The sequence below is a fragment of the Dyella terrae genome (assembly GCF_004322705.1).
Taxonomy (GTDB): domain Bacteria; phylum Pseudomonadota; class Gammaproteobacteria; order Xanthomonadales; family Rhodanobacteraceae; genus Dyella_D; species Dyella_D terrae.
This window is the reverse complement of sequence record NZ_SIZZ01000001.1, coordinates 1,194,698-1,213,149: the sequence shown is the minus strand read 5'-3', so window position 1 is coordinate 1,213,149 and position 18,452 is coordinate 1,194,698. Positions and strand designations below refer to the sequence as shown.

At 65.4% G+C, this 18,452-nt stretch carries 20 protein-coding genes; 8 read left to right on the top strand and 12 right to left on the bottom strand.

Annotated features, from left to right (window positions below):
- Positions 1 to 13 precede the first annotated feature (13 nt).
- The 5 genes from EYV96_RS05485 to EYV96_RS05465 all read left to right on the top strand — a co-directional run bounded on the left by EYV96_RS05485 (position 14) and on the right by EYV96_RS05465 (position 3,566).
- Positions 14 to 568: an NADPH-dependent FMN reductase gene (locus EYV96_RS05485; RefSeq protein WP_131150456.1), complete on the top strand. Its 555-nt coding sequence runs from the start codon at positions 14 to 16 to the stop codon at positions 566 to 568.
- A 22-nt stretch (positions 569 to 590) separates the two neighbouring features.
- Positions 591 to 1,334, top strand: a complete 744-nt coding sequence (locus EYV96_RS05480) for an S-methyl-5'-thioinosine phosphorylase (RefSeq protein ID WP_131150455.1) — start codon at positions 591 to 593, stop codon at positions 1,332 to 1,334.
- A gap of 162 nt (positions 1,335 to 1,496) precedes the next feature.
- Positions 1,497 to 1,703 (top strand): cold-shock protein, encoded by a 207-nt coding sequence (locus EYV96_RS05475; RefSeq protein WP_131150454.1) that lies wholly within the window; start codon positions 1,497 to 1,499, stop codon positions 1,701 to 1,703.
- A gap of 91 nt (positions 1,704 to 1,794) precedes the next feature.
- Positions 1,795 to 2,832 carry a glycosylasparaginase gene (locus EYV96_RS05470; protein ID WP_131150453.1) on the top strand — a complete coding sequence of 346 codons (1,038 nt, stop codon included), beginning with the start codon at positions 1,795 to 1,797 and terminating at the stop codon, positions 2,830 to 2,832.
- Positions 2,832 to 3,566 carry a copper homeostasis protein CutC gene (locus EYV96_RS05465; RefSeq protein WP_131150452.1) on the top strand — a complete coding sequence of 245 codons (735 nt, stop codon included), beginning with the start codon at positions 2,832 to 2,834 and terminating at the stop codon, positions 3,564 to 3,566. Before EYV96_RS05470 ends, EYV96_RS05465 begins: the two co-directional genes overlap by 1 nt.
- Positions 3,567 to 3,602: 36 nt before the next feature.
- On the opposite strand, the gene EYV96_RS05460 is transcribed toward EYV96_RS05465, so the two are convergent.
- The 11 genes from EYV96_RS05460 to EYV96_RS05410 form a co-directional block, all read right to left on the bottom strand.
- Positions 3,603 to 5,375, bottom strand: a complete 1,773-nt coding sequence (locus tag EYV96_RS05460; RefSeq protein ID WP_131150451.1) for an ABC transporter transmembrane domain-containing protein — start codon at positions 5,373 to 5,375, stop codon at positions 3,603 to 3,605.
- A 77-nt stretch (positions 5,376 to 5,452) separates the two neighbouring features.
- Complete coding sequence (locus EYV96_RS05455) at positions 5,453 to 6,052, bottom strand: IMPACT family protein (protein ID WP_131150450.1); 600 nt, start codon at positions 6,050 to 6,052, stop codon at positions 5,453 to 5,455.
- 77 nt (positions 6,053 to 6,129) lie between these two features.
- Positions 6,130 to 6,849: a sulfite exporter TauE/SafE family protein gene (locus tag EYV96_RS05450; RefSeq protein WP_131150449.1), complete on the bottom strand. Its 720-nt coding sequence runs from the start codon at positions 6,847 to 6,849 to the stop codon at positions 6,130 to 6,132.
- Complete coding sequence (gene ccoS / locus EYV96_RS05445; protein WP_131150448.1) at positions 6,846 to 7,016, bottom strand: cbb3-type cytochrome oxidase assembly protein CcoS; 171 nt, start codon at positions 7,014 to 7,016, stop codon at positions 6,846 to 6,848. Before ccoS ends, EYV96_RS05450 begins: the two co-directional genes overlap by 4 nt.
- Complete coding sequence (locus tag EYV96_RS05440; RefSeq protein WP_131150447.1) at positions 7,013 to 9,424, bottom strand: heavy metal translocating P-type ATPase; 2,412 nt, start codon at positions 9,422 to 9,424, stop codon at positions 7,013 to 7,015. Before EYV96_RS05440 ends, ccoS begins: the two co-directional genes overlap by 4 nt.
- A complete protein-coding gene (locus EYV96_RS05435) occupies positions 9,421 to 9,909 on the bottom strand; it encodes a cytochrome P450 family protein (protein ID WP_131150446.1) in 489 nt (162 codons plus the stop codon). The genes EYV96_RS05440 and EYV96_RS05435 overlap by 4 nt, the downstream gene beginning before the upstream one ends.
- Positions 9,906 to 10,829, bottom strand: a complete 924-nt coding sequence (gene ccoP / locus EYV96_RS05430) for a cytochrome-c oxidase, cbb3-type subunit III (protein ID WP_131150445.1) — start codon at positions 10,827 to 10,829, stop codon at positions 9,906 to 9,908. The genes EYV96_RS05435 and ccoP overlap by 4 nt, the downstream gene beginning before the upstream one ends.
- Entirely contained in the window at positions 10,826 to 11,011 is a 186-nt protein-coding gene (locus tag EYV96_RS05425) for a cbb3-type cytochrome oxidase subunit 3 (RefSeq protein ID WP_131150444.1), read from the bottom strand. The genes ccoP and EYV96_RS05425 overlap by 4 nt, the downstream gene beginning before the upstream one ends.
- The gene (gene ccoO / locus EYV96_RS05420) at positions 11,008 to 11,697 is read right to left on the bottom strand and encodes a cytochrome-c oxidase, cbb3-type subunit II (RefSeq protein WP_131150443.1); all 690 of its coding nucleotides are present in this window, start codon (positions 11,695 to 11,697) and stop codon (positions 11,008 to 11,010) included. Before ccoO ends, EYV96_RS05425 begins: the two co-directional genes overlap by 4 nt.
- A 3-nt stretch (positions 11,698 to 11,700) precedes the next feature.
- Complete coding sequence (gene ccoN, locus EYV96_RS05415; protein WP_131150442.1) at positions 11,701 to 13,134, bottom strand: cytochrome-c oxidase, cbb3-type subunit I; 1,434 nt, start codon at positions 13,132 to 13,134, stop codon at positions 11,701 to 11,703.
- A 242-nt stretch (positions 13,135 to 13,376) separates the two neighbouring features.
- The gene (locus EYV96_RS05410) at positions 13,377 to 14,126 is read right to left on the bottom strand and encodes a helix-turn-helix domain-containing protein (protein WP_165488602.1); all 750 of its coding nucleotides are present in this window, start codon (positions 14,124 to 14,126) and stop codon (positions 13,377 to 13,379) included.
- Positions 14,127 to 14,401: 275 nt separating this feature from the next.
- Between EYV96_RS05410 and ispG the strand changes: the two genes are divergently transcribed.
- From ispG to EYV96_RS05395, 3 genes are all read left to right on the top strand, one after another.
- Positions 14,402 to 15,661, top strand: coding sequence for a flavodoxin-dependent (E)-4-hydroxy-3-methylbut-2-enyl-diphosphate synthase (gene ispG, locus EYV96_RS05405; RefSeq protein ID WP_131150440.1), 1,260 nt, complete (start codon positions 14,402 to 14,404; stop codon positions 15,659 to 15,661).
- A 70-nt stretch (positions 15,662 to 15,731) separates the two neighbouring features.
- Complete coding sequence (locus tag EYV96_RS05400; RefSeq protein WP_131150439.1) at positions 15,732 to 16,421, top strand: class I SAM-dependent methyltransferase; 690 nt, start codon at positions 15,732 to 15,734, stop codon at positions 16,419 to 16,421.
- Positions 16,422 to 16,571: 150 nt separating this feature from the next.
- Positions 16,572 to 17,429, top strand: a complete 858-nt coding sequence (locus EYV96_RS05395) for an HD-GYP domain-containing protein (RefSeq protein WP_131150438.1) — start codon at positions 16,572 to 16,574, stop codon at positions 17,427 to 17,429.
- Here EYV96_RS05395 and EYV96_RS05390 read toward each other — a convergent pair.
- Positions 17,392 to 18,369, bottom strand: coding sequence for a GlxA family transcriptional regulator (locus EYV96_RS05390; protein WP_131150437.1), 978 nt, complete (start codon positions 18,367 to 18,369; stop codon positions 17,392 to 17,394). The two genes, EYV96_RS05395 and EYV96_RS05390, sit on opposite strands and share 38 nt — an antisense overlap.
- Positions 18,370 to 18,452 lie beyond the last annotated feature (83 nt).

Here is an 18,452-nt window from a genome sequence, read left to right as displayed (position 1 = left end):
CGGGGACTACCGCATGAACATCCTGGGCATTTCCGGCAGCCTGCGCGCTGCCTCGTTCAATACCGCGTTGCTGCACGCCGCGCAGGAGCTGGCGCCGGAGGGGATGAACATACGCATCCACCGGCTGCATGACTTGCCCCTGTTCGACCAGGACGTGGAAGAGCAGGGCGACCCCGCGCCGGTGGCTGCGCTGAAGCAGGCCATCGACGAGGCCGACGGCATCCTGATCGCCTGTCCCGAATACAACGGCGGCATCACCGGCGTGCTCAAGAACGCGATTGACTGGGCATCGCGCAGTGGCAAGGAGCGCAAGGTCGCTGCGCTCGCCGGCAAGATCGTCTGCATCATGGGCGCGAGCCCCGGCATCACCGGCACCGTGCGTGCGCAGGATGCATTGCGGTTGGTGCTTCGCCGCGCCGGGGCCCAGACCGAGCCGCAGGGCGAGGTACTGGTGTTCCAGGCACATACCAAGATCGTCGACGGCAAGCTGGCCGACGAGCGCACGCGTGAGGCCATGGCGCGCCATCTCCAGAATTACGCTACCCGGCTGGCCGCCCTGCGCGGCTGACCCAAGAAAAGGACACACCCACGTGACTATCGATCTGGCCGTCATTGGCGGCAGCGGCCTTTACCAGTTCCCTGGTCTGGAAAACACTTCGCGCCATAGCGTCGACACGCCGTACGGCCCGGCGTCGGGTGACGTGGTGGTCGGCGAATTCGCCGGCAAGCGAGTGGCCTTCCTGGCGCGCCATGGCGAAAGCCATACCGTGCCGCCGCACCGGGTGAACTACCGGGCCAACCTCTGGGCGCTGCACTCGCTGGGCGCGCGCAAGGTCATTGGCGTCAATGCGGTGGGCGGGATCCGTGCGGACATGGGGCCGCGCGTCATCGTCGTGCCGGATCAGATCATCGACTACACCCACGGTCGCTACACCAGCTTCTGCGACGTCGAAGGCGCCGAGGTTCGGCACATCGATTTCTCCGAGCCGTATACCGAGTCGCTGCGCCGGGAGTTGATCGAGGCCTCCGCAAAGGCTGACGTCGCCGTGCTCGACGGCGGTTGCTACGGTGCAACACAAGGTCCGCGACTGGAAACCCGGGCGGAGATCGCGCGCATGAAGCGCGACGGTTGCGATCTGGTCGGCATGACGGGCATGCCCGAAGCCGTACTGGCGCGCGAGCTGGACGTTGCCTATGCCTGCCTTGCGCTGGTCGCCAACTTCGCGGCCGGCTGCGGGGACGAGGACGAGATTTCGATCGAGGAGATCTTCGCCCACCTGGCCGCAGCAACGGCCGAGGTGCCGCGAATTCTTGCCCAGTTGCTTAAAAGCTGATCAGCCTGGCCCACCGGTTTGGGGGAAAGCGAGTCCGGATATTGCGCTTTACCATGAAACATGTTGATACTTCCTATTGTGCCAGGGGCGGCGGACCAAGGGGTTTAGGTGGTTCTGCAGGACACCATGGTGCATCCAATCCATGATTCAGAGGTTCACGCAATGCGTTTCGGTACGGTCAAGTGGTTCAACGACGCCAAGGGCTTCGGCTTCATCGCGCCTGAGGACGGTGGGGAGGACGTGTTCGTCCACTTTTCGGCGATCAACGCCAAGGGCTTCCGCAGCCTGCAGGAAGGCCAGCGCGTGAAGTTCGAAGTGACGCAGGGCCCGAAGGGCGCCCAGGCTTCTGGCGTCGAACTCGCGGGTTGATTCGACGAGCCGGATCCATGCCGGCCATCGATGTCATTGAAGACCCCGCGCCGCGAGGCGCGGGGTTTTCTTTTTTTCAGTGGAGTAGCAAATGGCAAACCGTAGAAACTTCTTGAAGGCGTCGCTGCTTGGCGCATCGGCCATGGCCGTGGGCGGCAAGGTGCTGGCCGCCGGCGCAGACGCCCCCGCCAAGTCCGGCAAGCGCATGCCGCGCGTCATCTCCACCTGGGACTTCGGCGTGCCGGCGAACCTCGCGGCCTGGCAGGTACTGGCCAGTCATGGCCATGCACTGGACGCTGTGGAAAAGGGCGTCCAGGTGCCGGAGGCCGACCTGAAAAACCACAGTGTCGGACGCGCCGGTTACCCCGACCGCGACGGCCACGTGTCCCTCGATGCAAGCATCATGGACGCCGACGGTCGCTGCGGCGCCGTGGCGGCCCTCGAAAACATCGCCCATCCCATTTCCGTGGCGCGCCGCGTTATGGAGCGCACCCCGCACGTGCTGCTGGTCGGCGAGGGCGCCCTGCAATTCGCCGTGGAGCAGGGCTTCAAAAAGGAGAAGCTGCTTACGCCTGAATCCGAGGCAGCCTGGAAGGAATGGCAGAAGACCGCCCATTACCAGCCCGTGGCCAACAGCGAAGTGCGCGACTACGGCAAGAAGCCCGACGCCACGCTGGGCCTGCCCGGCGGCAAGGACAACCACGACACCATCGGCATGCTGGCGATCGACGAGCACGGCCGGCTGGCCGGCGCCTGCACCACCAGCGGCATGGCCTGGAAGCTGCGCGGTCGCGTGGGTGACAGCCCGATCATCGGTGCGGGTCTTTATGTCGACGGTGAAGTCGGTGCCGCCACGTCGACCGGCGTCGGCGAGGAAGTCATCCGTAATGTCGGCAGCTTCCTGGTGGTCGAGCTGATGCGTCAGGGCCGCTCGCCGCAGCAGGCGTGCGAAGAGGCGGTCATGCGCATCGTCAAGCGCCGTCCGAACATGAAGGACCTGCAGGTCGGCTTTATCGCCATGAATCGAGAAGGCGAGATCGGCGCCTATGCCATCCAGTCCGGCTTCTCCTACGCGGTGTGCGATGCCGGCAAGCAGGACGCCTTGTTTGCGTCCAAGAGCGTCTACTGATGGCCTTGCCGTACACGCTGGAGGTCGCCGCCAATTCGGTGGCCTCCGCCATCGCCGCCCAGCAGGGCGGCGCCTCGCGCGTGGAATTGTGTTCTGCGCTGGAGCTGGGCGGCATCACGCCCTCGGTGGCGCAGATCGCCATGGCACGCGAACACGTGCATATCCCGCTGTATGTGCTGATTCGCCCGCGCGCAGGTGATTTCCTCTACACCGACCTCGAATGCGAGCAGATGCAGCGGGATATCGAAACCTGTGAGGCACTGGGTTGCGACGGCGTGGTCATCGGTGTGCTCAACGCCGAAGGCGACGTCGACGTCGCCCGCTGCAAGTCGCTGATGAATGCCGTTGGCCGCATGGGCGTCACCTTCCATCGCGCCTTCGATCTGACGCGCGATCTGGAGCGCGCGTTGGAGGATCTGATCACGCTTGGCGTGGAGCGAGTACTTACCTCGGGTGGCCAGGTTTCGGCCATCGACGGGGCGATGACCCTGCGCAAGCTGGTCACCCAGGGCATCGGTTGCATCAGCGTCATGCCCGGCGCCGGCATCTCGGCGACCAACATCGCCGGCCTGGTCGCCACGACGGGTGCGCGTGAGTTCCATGCCTCGGCCAAGCGCCAGCTGCCATCCGGCATGCAGTACCAGCGCCCGGCGCTGGATGACATGGAAGCTGGCGAGATCCGCAGCGACGCGGCGCAGATTGCCGACATGGTGGCGGCGCTTCGCCGGCTGTAAAGCGAGGCGAGGACGTGATCGTCCTCGCCTTGTGAGTCAGGCCACGAACTGCAGTCGGGCCAGCTCCGCATACAAGCCACCTTCGGCAAGCAAGCTGTCGTGCGTGCCCTGTGCCACGATGCGACCGCCGTCCATCACCACGATGCGGTCGGCGCGCTGCACGGTGGCAAGGCGATGGGCGATAACCAGCGTGGTGCGGCCCTTTTCCAGACGTTCGAGCGCCTGTTGGATGGCAGCTTCGGACTGTGCATCAAGTGCGGACGTCGCTTCATCCAGGAGCAGGAGCGGCGCATCGCGAAGGATGGCGCGTGCGATCGCAATGCGCTGGCGCTGGCCGCCGGAAAGTCGCACACCACGTTCGCCAAGCTCGGACTCGTAACCGCCGTTGAGGGCACTGATGAACTCATGCGCCTCGGCCGCGCGGGCTGCTTCGACGACTTCTTCGTTGCTGGCGTCCTCGCGCCCGAAACGGATGTTGTCCGCCGCCGTGCCGCTGAAAATCACCGTCTCCTGCGGAACCAGGGCAATACCGCCCCGCAGTTCAGGCAAGGCCAGCGCCTTCAGATCCACGCCATCGAGGCTGATGCGTCCACGCTGCGGATCGTAGAAGCGCAGGAGCAGGGAGAACACCGTGCTCTTGCCCGCACCGGACGGCCCGACCAACGCCACGGTTTCGCCCGGCGCGATGCTCAGGGAGAAATCATGCAGCGCCGGCGCATCCGGACGCGACGGGTAGTGGAATTCGACCTGATCAAAGCGCAGCTCGCCACGCACTGGACGCGGAAGCAGGGTGGGTTGTGCCGGGCTGCTGATGTCAGCACGCTCATGCAGCAGTTCACCGATGCGCTCCATGGCACCGGCCGCGCGCAGCACGTCACCCCAGACCTCGGACAAGCCGGCCACTGAGCCCGCAGCGAAAATCGCATACAGCACGAACTGGCTGAGCACGCCAGCCGTCAGCGTACCGGCCAGCACGTCACGTGCACCGATCCACAGCACCAGCGTGATGGCGCCGAACATCAGGACGATCACCGCTGCCGTCAGCATCGAGCGCGTGCCGATGCGCTTGCGTGCCGTGGCCAGTGCCCGCGAGATGGCGCTGCCGTAACGCGTGCTTTCAATATCTTCGCGAGCGTAGGCCTTTACCGCCGGCGCGGCATTGAGCGTTTCGTTGGCGATGGCGGCGGCATCGGCCAGCCGGTCCTGGCTTTGGCGGGAAAGCTTCCGCACGCGACGACCGAACACCAGGATCGGCAGCATCATCGCGGGGATGACCAGCGCGGTGAAGCCGGCCAGGCGCGGGATGGTGATGGTCATCGCAATGACCGCACCCACCAGCGTGACGACACTGCGCAAGGCAACCGAAATACCCGAGCCGATCAGCGCCTGGACCACCTCGGTATCCGTGCCCAGTCGCGAGATCAGTTCTCCCACGCGGCTGCGCTCGAAAAAGCCGACATCGAGGCGGATGACGTGGGCATAAAGCTTTGCGCGCAAGGCTGCCAGCGTGCGTTCACCCAGCAGCGTGATGCAGAAGTAGCGTGCGGCGGTGGAGAAGGCGAGCACGACCGCCACGCCGAACAGTCCCAGGAAGGTGGCATTGATCGCCGCGGCGCTGGAACTGCCAAAGCCCTGGTCGATCATGTGTCGCACGGCCATGGGCAAGACGAGCGTCGAGCCGGACGATATGGCGAGGAACACAAGCCAGCCGATGGCCAGCGCGCGATGCGGCTTCAGGAAAGGCCAGATCTGGCGCAGGGCGCCAAGGCGGCGTTGGGGCGGGGTGTCGGTTGCCGGAGGAGTGCTCATGCGTGGGATTCTGGCCGCAATGGAGCGCAGATGGGGGTGTGGGGAGTTCATTCCAACCGTTAGGGCGCCATGATGTGTTAATCCACCCAGCGCGGCTCCACGCGTCCCCGGGTGATATCGACCACCCGCGCGGACGCCGCGGTCGCGACATCCTGCGGCATGCGGAACACCAGGGTGACGCCGTCAGCCTCGAACGATTCGCTCTCCACATCCGCGCCCAGCTCGCGAAGGCGCGCCTTGAGCAGGGCCTGCTCGGCGAACTCGCACGTGATCTGCATCCGGACCGACACGATGATCGGCACGCGCGCCGCCACGCGCAGGCATTCCGCGGCCGTACCGCCATAGGCGCGAACCAGGCCGCCCGCACCGAGCTTGATGCCGCCATACCAACGGGTCACCACCACCACCGCCAGGTCGATGCCCTGGCCCTCGATCGCCTGCAAGATGGGGCGACCGGCGGTGCCACCGGGTTCGCCGTCATCATTGAAGCGATAGTCCTGTCCGATGCGATAAGCCCAGCAGTTATGCGTCGCGGCCGGATCGGACACCTTGCGCACGAAGGCCAGCGCTTCGTCCGGCGACTGCACGGGTGCAGCCTGGGCGAGGAAGCGGCTCTTCTTGATGTCCTCGCTGTGCTGGCAAGGCGCGGCAAGCATGAACAAGGGCGACGTGCTCATGTGCGGATCGGCGGAAGCGGGAGCGAACAAGACATCCCGTGAGGTTAATCGAACTCACCGCACGCGATAAGCGCCACTCAGCAATCCATCGGCATCCAGCGCGTCAGATGCGGCATGCCCCAATGGGCGAGCCAGGGGCCGGCCAGCGTCGCCAGCGCCATCAAGACCAGGATGCCTGCCGTCGCGTTGCGTGCCGTGCGCGTCGCCATCCATCGTGCGAACCACCCTGCACCAAAGGCTGCTACCAGCATGGAGGGCAGGGTGCCAACGCCAAAAGCCAGCATGGTCGCGGCGCTTCGCCACGGGTCGAAGCTTGCCAGTGCCAGCAGCAGGACGGTGTAAACGAAGCCGCAGGGCATCCAGCCCCAGATCAAGCCAATGCCCATGGCGCGCGCGACGTTGTTCACCGGGAACAGTCGACGAGCCTGCGGTGCCAGTCGGCGCCATACGCGTGAGCCAAGGGCGCTTTCGAGCCAGCCACGGCCGCGCCAGAGCGCGAGTGCAGCCAGTGCGAAAGCGAGCGCGGCAAGCATGCGCAGGCCCGTGCGCAACCCATCCTGGTCAAACAGCAGGAAAAGCCCGGCGCCGATCGAGCCGAACACGATGCCCGCCATGGCATACCCGGCAAGGCGCCCGAGCTGATAGGCCAATAGCAACGAGGCCTTTGGCTTCCCGCGCGCATTGCGTTGCGTCCCCAGCGCGAGCGCGCCGGAGATACCCCCGCACATCAGCACGCAATGCCCGGATGCCGCCAGCCCCAGCAACAGCGCAGCCACTATGTTGAGGCTGCCCGTCACGGCGATTCCTTCTCCTTGCCAGCTTGCGTGGCGCGGTCGGTCAACGGCACCAGACCGGCGCTGTCCATGTCTTCGAACTGGTCCTGGTTGACGGCCCAGAAGAACGCCGCGCCTGCCACCAAGAGCAGCAGGAAGGTCAGCGGAATCAAAATCAACATGGTGGTCATGCGTGGGCTTCCCGGGTCAGCGCGTCCTGCGCTTTTTCGTCGCGGCCAATGCGCAATGCATTGAGGACGACGAACAACGAACTGGTGGACATGCCGATGGCAGCAAGCCATGGCGGCACCAGACCGAAAGCGGCAGGGGGTACGACGCAGAGGTTGTAGACCAGCGACCAGCGATGGTTCTGGCGCAGGATCTGCAAGGTGCGGATGGCAATGCGCCGCGCTTCGGGAAGCGCCTGCAATCGTGTCGACGTCAACACGATATCGCTGCTGGCCTGAGCGAGCTGCGTGCCACTTCCCATGGCCACGGACACGTCCGCACCGGCCAGCACCGGGGCATCATTGATGCCATCGCCCACGGCGATCACACGTTTGCCCTGGGCGCGCAGCCCCTGCAAACGGGTCAGCTTGTCTTCCGGCCGCTGACCGGCGCGCCAGCGGCTCACACCCAGGGCCGAAGCGATCGCATGCACACGACGCGAGGCATCGCCGCTGACGATCTCGACCTCGAGCCCTTGCTCCTGCAGCTCGGACACGCACCAGGCCGCACCCGCGCGCAGGCGTTCCTGCGGATGGAACACCGCGAGCGCACCTTGATCATCCGCCAGCAATACGGCATCCGCGAGGCCTCCTTCGCCAGCGAGCCCGCGTAGCGCAAAGCTGCTGCGCCCCAGGCGCAGACGCTTACCCGCGATGGTGCCTTCGATGCCCTGGCCGACGTGTACCTTGACCTGTTCGGCGACGGGAAGTGACTCGGCGGCGTCCAGCGATTCGGCAATGGCCTTCGCCACCGGATGACTGCTGGCCCGTGCCAGCGCAACGGCCAGCGCCAGTGCTTCGGGGTCGCCGATGTGCTGGCGGAAATAAGGCAGGGTCAGAGTGCCGGTCTTGTCGAACACCACGTGGTCGGCCAGGGCCAGGGTTTCGATGGCATCAGCGTGCGCGACCAGCACGCCGCGTTGCGCCAATACGGCCAGCGCACGCGTCATGGCCGCGGGCACGGCGAGAGCAAAGGCGCAGGGGCAGGACACCACCAGTACGGCCAGTGTGGCCGTCAGCACGCGCGAGGGATCGACCATCGACCAGCCGATCGCCGTGATCACAGTCAGTGCGAGGACGCGCGCCACGAAACGCGATGCGGCGTTTTCACCTGCCACCGCCAGTTGTGGGCGTTCGGTTTGCGCGCGTGTGACCATCGCCACGATGCCAGCCAGCGCGGTGTCGGCGCCGACGCGCTCCACGCGTACGCGCACCGGTCCGTCCTGCAAAACGCTCCCCGCGACCAGCATGTCGCCATGGTGCTTTGCCGCGGCCACCGATTCGCCGGTAAGCAGGGATTCGTCGACCCGGCAGGTCTCGTCGAGCAAGACGCCATCGGCAGGAATCGCGCCGCCCTCAGCGACGTGCACCACGTCGCCGGCTCGCAGGGTGGTCGCCGCCACGCGTTCCAGACTGCCGTCCTCCCGATAGCGGTCGGCCACCGTCGGCGTCATGCGGGCCAGCACGTCAACCAGGTCACCCGAGCGGTGGCGTGCGCGCATTTCAAGGAAGCGCCCCAGCAACAGGAAGAACACGAACATGCTGACCGAGTCGAAGTACACCTCGGCGCCGCCCTTGAACGCCTCGACCAGGCTGGCGGCGTAGATCAGTGCTACGGCGAGTGCAACAGGCACGTCCATGCCCAGGCGGCGCGCGCAAAGGTTGCGCCACGCGCCCGCAAAGAAGGGTTTGGCCGCATACAGCACGACCGGCGTCGCAACGACAAAGCCGATCCACCGCAACAGATCACGGGTGCTGTCATCCATGTCCTGAAAGGCGCCGACATACAAGGCCACGCCATACATCATGGCCTGCATCGAACCGAAGCCGGCCACGGCCAGTCGCTTGAGCGCATCGCGCGTCTCGTGACGCCGCGCATCGTCAAGCGCACGGGCGTCCAGCGGGAGTGCGCGATAGCCGGCACGCGCGATGGTTTCCAGCAGGGTGGGAAGCGGTGTCTGCTGTGTATCCCAGACCACGCGCGCCCGGGACGCCGAGGCATTGACCTGCACCTTTGTGACACCTGCCAGCGCGCCGAGGCTGCGTTCGATCAGCCACACGCATGCCGAACATCGCATACCTTCGATCAGCAGGCAGACTTCGCTTTGCGCCGGATCGACCACGCGAACGACGTGGCGGTCGAGGTCGGCGTCCGTCCACACATGGAGTCCGGCAAGGTCGTCGTCTTCCGGCTTGCGCGCCGGGCTGCTGCGCAACTGGTAGTAATCGCCCAGGCCAAGCTGCTCGATCCACTCGGCCGCGGCCTTGCAACCGGCGCAGCAAAACGTCGCACGACGATCGCGGATCGTGGCTTGAAAATGCGTCCCTGCAGGAACGGGTTCACCGCAATGGTGGCAAACGCTTGAGGTCAACGCGCGGGTTCCCGCAAATCAGTGGCATCGGCCAGGGCTGGCCATTCGCCGACCAGGGCGTCGTCACGCGATGGCGTGTCGACGCGCACATGCATCGGCATGTCGGGGAGTGTCGGTACCGTGCCGACGTAGCTGCCGTCGGGGCGGCGATGCATCGGCACGCTGACGTCGTGTTCGGCGCGCGTGGTCCAGAACAGGACTTGCACCGTCGCAGGCGCGCTCGATTCTGACGAGCCTTGCAGATGCAGTTCGCCGTCCTGTCGTTCCAGTCGTGCCTGAGCCGGCAACGTGGAAGAGAATCGCTGCGCCGACACCTGCATGCGCGCACGCCGATCCACCGGGTCCGGCAGATCGGCGTCCACGTGTTGCGATGCCGTTCGAATCAGCGAGATGCAGCCACCGATCGCCCCGATCAGCACGGCGATGCCAAGCCATGCGACGGGCTCGCGATACCAGCGGAAGGGGCGATCGACGGGCATGCTCATGGGCGCGTATCGGCGACCGGAACGGCGTCTTCGCTGGCCCTGTGCTCCAGGGCGTTGTGGCGCAGCCATGCAGCGATCAGGCGTACCTGGTCTTCGCCCAGCCGGTCTTTCCACGCCGGCATGTGACCGCTTCGACCGTCACGGATGGTCTGTTCGACGGTCGCCAGATCCTTGCCGTAGATCCAGCTTTGGTCGGCGAGATTGGGCGCACCCAACGCCTTGTTGCCATGGCCGTCGGCGCCGTGACAGGCGACGCAGGTCTGCTCGAACTTCGGCTTGCCAGCGGTGGCGCTCGCGGCATCATGCGGCTCGTTGGACAGGCTCAGCACGTAGTTGGCGACATCCTTGACGCCTTCCTCGCCCAGCACCTGCCCCCAGGGCGGCATCACGCCGGTGCGTCCCGTCAAGGCGGTGGCCACCACGTAGTCGCCGTCATCGCCATTGACCGTCAGTGCCGGGAAGCCGTGGCCGCCTTCGGCCTGGGCGCCATGGCACGCGGCGCAGTTGTCCTGGAACAGGCGATGGCCGTACTGGCGCGCGGTGGCGTCGTCAGACAGCTTGTCGACCGGGTACTTGCGGTAGCGCTCAAAGAGCTCCTCCAGGCGCGCAGCGTTTTCTTCGCGCGCCTCGGAGACCTGCTTTTCCGACGTCCAGCCGAGCAGGCCCTTGTAATTGCCAAACCCCGGGAACAGCACGAGGTAACCGATGGCGACCAGGATCGAGGTAAGCGACATCACGGCCCACCAGCGCGGCAGCCTGCGCACGGATTCACGCAGGTGGCCGTTGTCCCAGCTATGGCCGGTGGTGCCGTCGCCTTCGATCGGGATCTTCACCCGCGTACCGTAGAAGTACAGGAAGATCGCCAGGGCGAGGTTGCTGGTGACCAGCACGCCGACGTAAATGCTCCAGAACAAGGTCATGGACGTGCCTCCTGCGATGCGCGTTCGTTCACGCGCCGGTCCGCTTCGAGCGGCAGGCGGGCCGCCGCGTCGAAGGTCTTCTTGTTATGACGACTCCAGGCCCAGGCCCAGATGCCGAGGAACAGCGTCATCAGGACGAGGATGCTGACGCCGTACAGATGTCCGATCCATGCGCTGTTCACGGCGCGGCCTCCGTGGTGCTTGCCTGACGGTTGTGCACGCCGATGGCGGGCAGGGCAGTGCCGAGGCTTTGCAGATAGGCGACGAGCGCATCCATCTCGGTCTTGCCCTTGAGCACGTCGGGCGCCGATGCGATTTCCGCGTCGTCGTACGGCGTACCGAGCATGCGCAGCACCTTCATGCGCGACTGCACGTCCGCGGCATCGAGCGGGCGTTCGGCCAGCCACGGATAGCCGGGCATGTTCGAGTCCTTGCCGCCCGGCACGCTGCGCGGGTTCATCAGGTGCTGGCGCTGCCAGTCGTCGCTGTACTTGCCGCCGACGCGGGCGAGGTCCGGGCCGGTGCGCTTGCTGCCCCACTGGTGCGGATGGTCGTACACCGACTCTCCTGCCTCGGAGTAATGGCCGTAGCGTTCGGTTTCGGCACGCAACGTACGAATCATCTGCGAGTGGCAGCCGTAGCAGCCTTCGCGCACATAGACGTCAAAGCCGGCCAGCTTGAGCGGGTCGCGCGGTTCCACGCCAGGCGCGGCCTTCACCACATGCGCCTGGAAAAACAGTGGGATGATTTCGGCCATGCCGCCAAACGAGACGGCGATGGCGATCAGGATGCCGAGCAAGCCGGCGTGGGTTTCGATGAACTCGAAATAGCGGTAACGACGGAAGCCGACGGGTGGTTGGTGGCTCATGGCTCAGGCTCCCTGCGGAATGGCGACCGGCTCGATGCCGCTGACGCGGGCCGGCGCATACGTGCGCCACATGTTCCAGGCCATCACGAACATGCCGCCGACGATGAGTCCGCCGCCCATGGCGCGGATGATGTAGAAGGGATGGATGGCGCGCAGGCTGTCCATGAAGCTGTAGGCCAGCGAGCCGGTGGGCAGCGTTTTGCGCCACATCACGCCTTCGGTCACGCCCGCGGTCCACATGGCGAACACATACATGATTGTGCCGCCGACGTGCAGCCAGAAATGCACGTTGATCAGGCGAGTGGAGTACATCTCGCTTTGGCCGAACACGCGCGGACCCATGGCGTAAAGCGATCCGATGGTGATCATCGCCACCCAGCCGAGCGCACCCGAATGCACGTGGGCGATGGTCCAGTCGGTGTAGTGCGACAGCGCATTGACCGACTTGATCGCCATCATCGAGCCTTCGAAGGTGGCCGCGGCGTAGAACACCAGGGCCATCACCATGAAGCGCGTGATCGGATCGGTCTTGAGCTTGTACCAGACGCCGTTGTAGGTCATCAGGCCGTTCGCCGCCGAGCCCCAGCTGGGCATCAGCAGGATCAGCGAGAAGATCATGCCGACCGACTGCACCCAGTCCGGCAGCGCCGTGTACAGCAGGTGGTGCGAGCCCGCCCACATGTACATCGAGATCAGCGCCCAGAAGTTGACGATCGAGAAGCGGTAGCTCCACAGCGGGCGTTCGGCCTGGCGCGGCACGAAGTAGTACATCATCGCCAGGAAGCCGGCGGTCAGGAAGAACGCCACCGCGTTGTGCCCGTACCACCACTGCACCATCGCGTCGACCGCGCCGGAGTAGACGATGTACGACTTGCCCAGCGACACCGGGATGGCGATGTTGTTGACGATATGCAGCAGGCCGACCGCGATGATGAAGGCGCCGTAGTACCAGTTCGCCACGTAGATATGGCGGATGCGGCGCTTGACCAGCGTGCCGAAGAAGTTGACGCCGAAGGCCACCCAGACGATGGCGATCAGCAGATCGATCGGCCATTCCAGCTCGGCGTATTCCTTGCTCTGGGTGATGCCCAGCGGCAGCGTGATCACCGCCGACACCAGCACGGCCTGCCAGCCCCAGAAGGTGAAGGTGGCGATCTTGTCCGAGAACACGCGCGTGTGGCAGGTGCGCTGCACGACGTAATAGCAGCTGGCCATCAGCGCGCTGCCGCCGAAGGCGAAGATCACGCCGTTGGTATGCAAGGGGCGGATGCGGCTGTAGGTCAGCCACGGAATGTCGAAGTTGAGTGCCGGCCACGCCAGCTGTGCCGCGGCGAGCACGCCGACCGCCATGCCGACGATGCCCCAGAACACGGCCGCGGCAAGGAACTGCCGGACGACCTTGTCGTTATAGGTGGTTGGAACGAGTGCGCTGCCCATGGGCCCCTGCTGCCTCCTTGAAATTGAGCGCAGCGTAGGAATCGGCCCATCGGTTGGCGTTGACGTGAGTCAGCGTGGTGTGTCGTTCTGCCGCGGCTGGATGGGCATTGCGTCGTTATGTCGCGAAGATGCGGTGAATAAGGTCGAAAACGATAGCGATGGAGTGTCATGCCGCCGCAAACAAAAAAGCCCCGACGAAGGTCGGGGCTTTTAGCGGGTCCGGCGATCAGACGCCGGGGCGTTTACCGCTCAAGCACGTGCCGCGCGACCTCGCGCAACCCGCGAAGATCGTTCAAATGAACGACATGACGCTCGATGCGAACGAAACCCGCATCTCGGAAACGCGCGAAGAGGCGACTGACCGTTTCCGTCGCCAGGCGCAGGTGATTCCCGATGTCGGCACGCGACATCGGCAGTGGCAGGTGATCGGTCGCCAGGCCCAGCGATGCCCGGCGATCAACCAGATCCACCAGGAAAGCGGCCATGCGCTCTTCGGCGGGATAGTCGCCGCTGCTCAGGCTCTGGTGATGAATCTGCCGGCTCATCGTGTTGATGAGGTGCCACTGCACCTCCGGTTCACGGTTGGCGAGGCAGCGCAGGGCTTCGAACGGGAAGCGGCAGAACTGGGTGCGGCCAAGCGAGATCACGGCGTTGTCATGGTAGCCAAGGCAGATCGCATCCAGCCCGAACAATTCACCGGGAAGATGGAACGCCAGCACCATTTCGCGACCGGCCGAATCCACCGATACCGTCTTGGCCATGCCGCTCTGCACCGCGTAGAGCGAGCGGAAGGGCGAGCGGGGGCGGTAGAGATACTCGCCATCGCGAAGCAGGCCGGCGCGTTCGACGATGCTGCGCATGCCGCTCAGCTCGTCGCGCCCGTAGCCGCCAGCCTGGCAGGCCGACACATGGGCGCAGCCGGCGCATCCGGGCGCGTGGATGCCGCGATGGGACGGTCGGATCGAATCGGAGGGGGCGTAGGCCACGGACATGTCGGACTCCTTGTACCGGAACATGCGAAATCATCGCTCGCCCGGGGCCGTTATCAGCGTTCTGCGCGGTTATGCCGCATCAAGAAAAGGCCGCAAGGAAGTGTCCTAAGTCGCGGCAGTCACAGGAACGACCGGTCGCGTGCCCAGGCCCAGGAAATCCGGCTTTCGCCATCGTTCCAGGCCGCCGCCCCGTGTCAGTCAGCAACCCTGTCACAGGCATGAAGTATCCTTAGGGCATTGCCGCGCAAGGGCGCGGACCGGTGTCTGGTTTCTTCATGAGCGACAAGCGTTCTTCTTCCCCCCGTCCGGCTGAGCCGGGCCAGCGTCGCCCCAGCGTGGGCGTGCAGATCGGCAAGATCACCGTGGGCGGCGGCGCCCCCATCGTGGTCCAGTCGATGACCAATACGGATACCGAGGACCCGGTCAGCACGGCCAAACAGATCGCCGAGCTGGCCCGCGCCGGCTCCGAACTGGTGCGCATCACGGTGAACACGCCCGCTGCCGCGGCTGCCGTGCCGCGTATCCGCGAGCGCCTGGAGATGATGGGCGTGGACGTGCCGATCATTGGCGACTTCCACTACAACGGCCACCAGCTGCTGGAAGGCGAGCCGGCCTGTGCCGAAGCTCTGGCGAAATACCGCATCAATCCGGGCAACGTCGGCTTCGGCAAAAAGAAAGACAGCCAGTTTGCCGCGATCATCGAAAAGGCCATCCAGTACGGCAAGCCGGTGCGCATCGGCGCCAACTGGGGTTCGCTGGACCAGAGCATGGTGGCCATGCTGATGGACGAGAACCACCAGCGGGCTGAGCCGTGGGATGCGAGCCATGTAGCCCGCGAGGCGCTCATCCGCTCGGCGCTGGATTCGGCCATTCGCGCCGAGGAGATCGGCCTGCCGCGCGACCGCATCATCCTGTCCTGCAAGGTGTCGGGCGTGCAGGAGCTGATTGCCGTGTATCGCGATATCGCGCATCGCTGCGATTACGCCCTGCACCTGGGTCTCACTGAGGCCGGCATGGGTTCGAAGGGCATCACGGCGTCCAGCGCGGCCCTGGCCGTGCTGCTGCAGGAAGGCATCGGCGACACCATCCGCATCTCGCTGACCCCGGAACCGGGTGCCTCGCGTACCGGTGAAGTGGTGGTGGCGCAGGAACTACTGCAGACCATGGGCCTGCGCGCATTCACGCCGCTGGTCACGGCATGCCCCGGCTGCGGCCGGACCACCAGCGAGTTCTTCCAGGAGCTGGCCAAGTCGGTGCAGGCGCATGTGCGCGAAAAGATGCCCGAGTGGCGGGTCAAGTACGACGGCGTGGAAAACCTCACCCTGGCGGTCATGGGGTGCGTGGTCAACGGCCCGGGCGAATCCAAGCACGCCAATATTGGCATCTCCCTGCCGGGCAATGGCGAGGCCCCCTCGGCGCCCGTGTTTATCGACGGCGAGAAGGCGATGACCTTGCGCGGCGACCGCATCGCGGACGAATTCATCGCCATCCTGGACAACTACGTGGCCACCAAATACGTGGGCCGGGGCGCCTGAGACAGCCCGCCTACGCAAAATCAACAACACCTGTGCAGACTACGGCGCGGGCATCCCGCTACGGAGCGTCATGGACAGCCGCACGCAGTCTCTGGAAGAAGCGATCCTCAGCGCCTGGCACCTGAATGCGCAACCCTGGACCTCCGCCGTCCAGGAGCAACGCATCGAAAGCCGCCGGCTGGCCACTGACCGCGCCATCATCGAAGCTGTGCTCGCTTGCGCGCCACGGCAGGTGATCGATATCGGGTGTGGCGAGGGTTGGCTGGCCCGGGTGCTTTCGGCCCAGGGACTGGACGTCATGGGCGTCGATGCCGTTTCTGCGCTCGTTGACCAGGCCCGCGCCCTCGGGCGGGGCCGTTTCGAATGCCTGTCCTACGCGGAACTCGCCGCTGGCGCGCTGGATGAGCGCGCCGACGTGGCAGTCTGCAATTTCTCGTTGCTGGGGAAAGCATCGGTCGAGGCCTTGCTCACGGCGGTCCCCGGCATGCTCAACCATGGCGGTGTGCTGATCGTTCAGACCCTGCATCCGCTGATGGCGTGTGGCGATGCGCCGTATCGCGACGGTTGGCGGGATGGTTCCTGGGCCGGCTGCGGCGAAGGCTTCAGCACGCCTGCGCCCTGGTATTTCCGCACGCTCGGCGGATGGCTGGACACCTTCACCGCCAGCGGTTTGCGGGTCATTCGCGTCGATGAACCGCTGCACCCGGAAACAGGCCGGCCCGCCTCGATCATCTTCGTGCTGGCGCCCGCCCACGCCTAGGACTTTTTCGTCCAGTACTTGTGGCACACATGGCCGGAAAAACCACAACCCCGTGACACAAATGACGCTAAGCTCCAACCGTCATCTTCCGGGGGGAAGGGTGCTCGTGTACAGGGAGTCGATCCAGGACGGAATGGTCGCGGAGGCTTCATGCGAGTGAAGCCGCAGACGCGTGCATTCCTGATGTATCTGGCCGTTGCCGGTCTCTGGATCTGGCTGTCGGATCGTGCGCTCAGTCACCTGATCAGCGATCCGAACCTGCTGGCTCTGTTGCAGAGCATCAAGGGTTTCGTCTTTGTCCTGGCGACCGGCATCCTGCTTTATCTCCTGATCGATCGCGAAATGCGCCGGCTGGCGCAGGCCAACAAGATGTTGCTGCGTGGCCATGAACAATCGCTGCGCGTGCTGGTATCGGCGATGGATATCCGCCACAAGGAGACCCGCGACCATTCCGAACGCGTGATGCGCATGACCGTCGCCCTGGCGCGACTGGCCGGCATGGGCGAGCTGGAACTGCAGCACGCCAAGTTCGGTGCGCTGCTGCATGACATCGGCAAGCTGGCGCTGCCCGATGCCATCCTGATCAAGCCTGGCCCGCTCGATGCGCAGGAAACCCGGGTGATGCGCACGCATCCGCAGATCGGGCATGACTTGCTGCAACGGGTGGATTTCCTTCGGCCCGTCGTCGATATCCCTTTCAATCATCATGAGCGCTGGGACGGCACGGGTTACCCGCGCGGGTTGCGGGGCGAAGCCATTCCGCTGGCGGCGCGCGTGTTCAGCGTGGTGGACGTGTGGGACGCGCTGAGTTTTCCGCGCGTCTATAAACCAGCGTGGCCCGAGCCCAAGGTGCTCGCTTACCTGCGCGACGCGGCCGGCACGCAGCTCGATCCGCGGATGGTCGCGTTATTCCTCGATCACTACGCCGAGCTCAAGCACATTGGCCTCGCCGCCAGTTCGGTGGCGCCGGTCACGCCGCTCCACGCGCCTGAGCCCGCTCACCATTGAAAGTGCGGCGATAGTTCATCGGCGAAGTGCGAAACGCCCGCTGGAACTGCTGGCGCAGCGTGACGGGTGAACCCAGGCCGATGTCCTGAGCGATGCGTTCCAGCGGCAGACTCGTGGTCTCAAGCAGGTGTTGCGCGTGGCCGAGTCGTTGCGCCATCAGCCAGTCGCCGAAGCTGCTGCCCGTGAGTTGTCGGAAGTGACGGGTAAAACTGCGTCGACTCATGGCGACGCGGTCCGCGATGTCGTCCAGCAGGTGAGGCAGGTGAAGCTGGCGCCGGATGTCCTCCAGGAGCCGTGCCATGCGCTCATCGGCAGGTAGCACGGGCACGGGCTGGTCGATGAACTGCGCTTGCCCGCCCGTACGGAAGGGCGAAACGACCATGCGCCGGGCAATCGTGTTGGCCTGTTCGGCGCCGAGCATCTGGCGCACCAGGTGAAGGCAACAATCGATGCCTGCCGCGACGCCCGCGGACGTAACCATCTGGCCTTCGTCCACATACAGCACATCGCGATCGACGGTGATGGCCGGAAACGCGGTGGCCAAATGCTCGGTGGCGAACCAGTGCGTGGTCGCCCGATGGTCATTCAGCAAACCCGCATGGGCGAGGACAAACGCGCCCAGGCAAAGTCCAACGATGCGCTTGCCGCGTTTGGCCGCACGTTGCAGTGCGGCGAGGAGCGCTTCTGGCGGGCGTTCGTCGGCGTCGCGCCAGGACGGCACGATCACCACGTCGGCGCGGCCGATTTCATCCAGGCCGTAGGGCGTGGCGATGTCGAAGCCAGCGTCGCTGTGCAGGCGCTTGCCTTCGGCGGAACACACGCGCAGGCGGAAGGGCGAGGCTCCCTCGCGAGGCGGCGCCGAGAAGACGGCGCATGGGACGGACAGATGGAATGGCGAGATGCGGTCGAAGGCGACGACCACGATACGGATCTTGCGCACGGCGACAGCCTGCTGGCATCGGTTGGCCCGATGCCATCGATGATTGTCCTTCGGGCCACTCCCGCGCAAGTGCCTCCGCCATC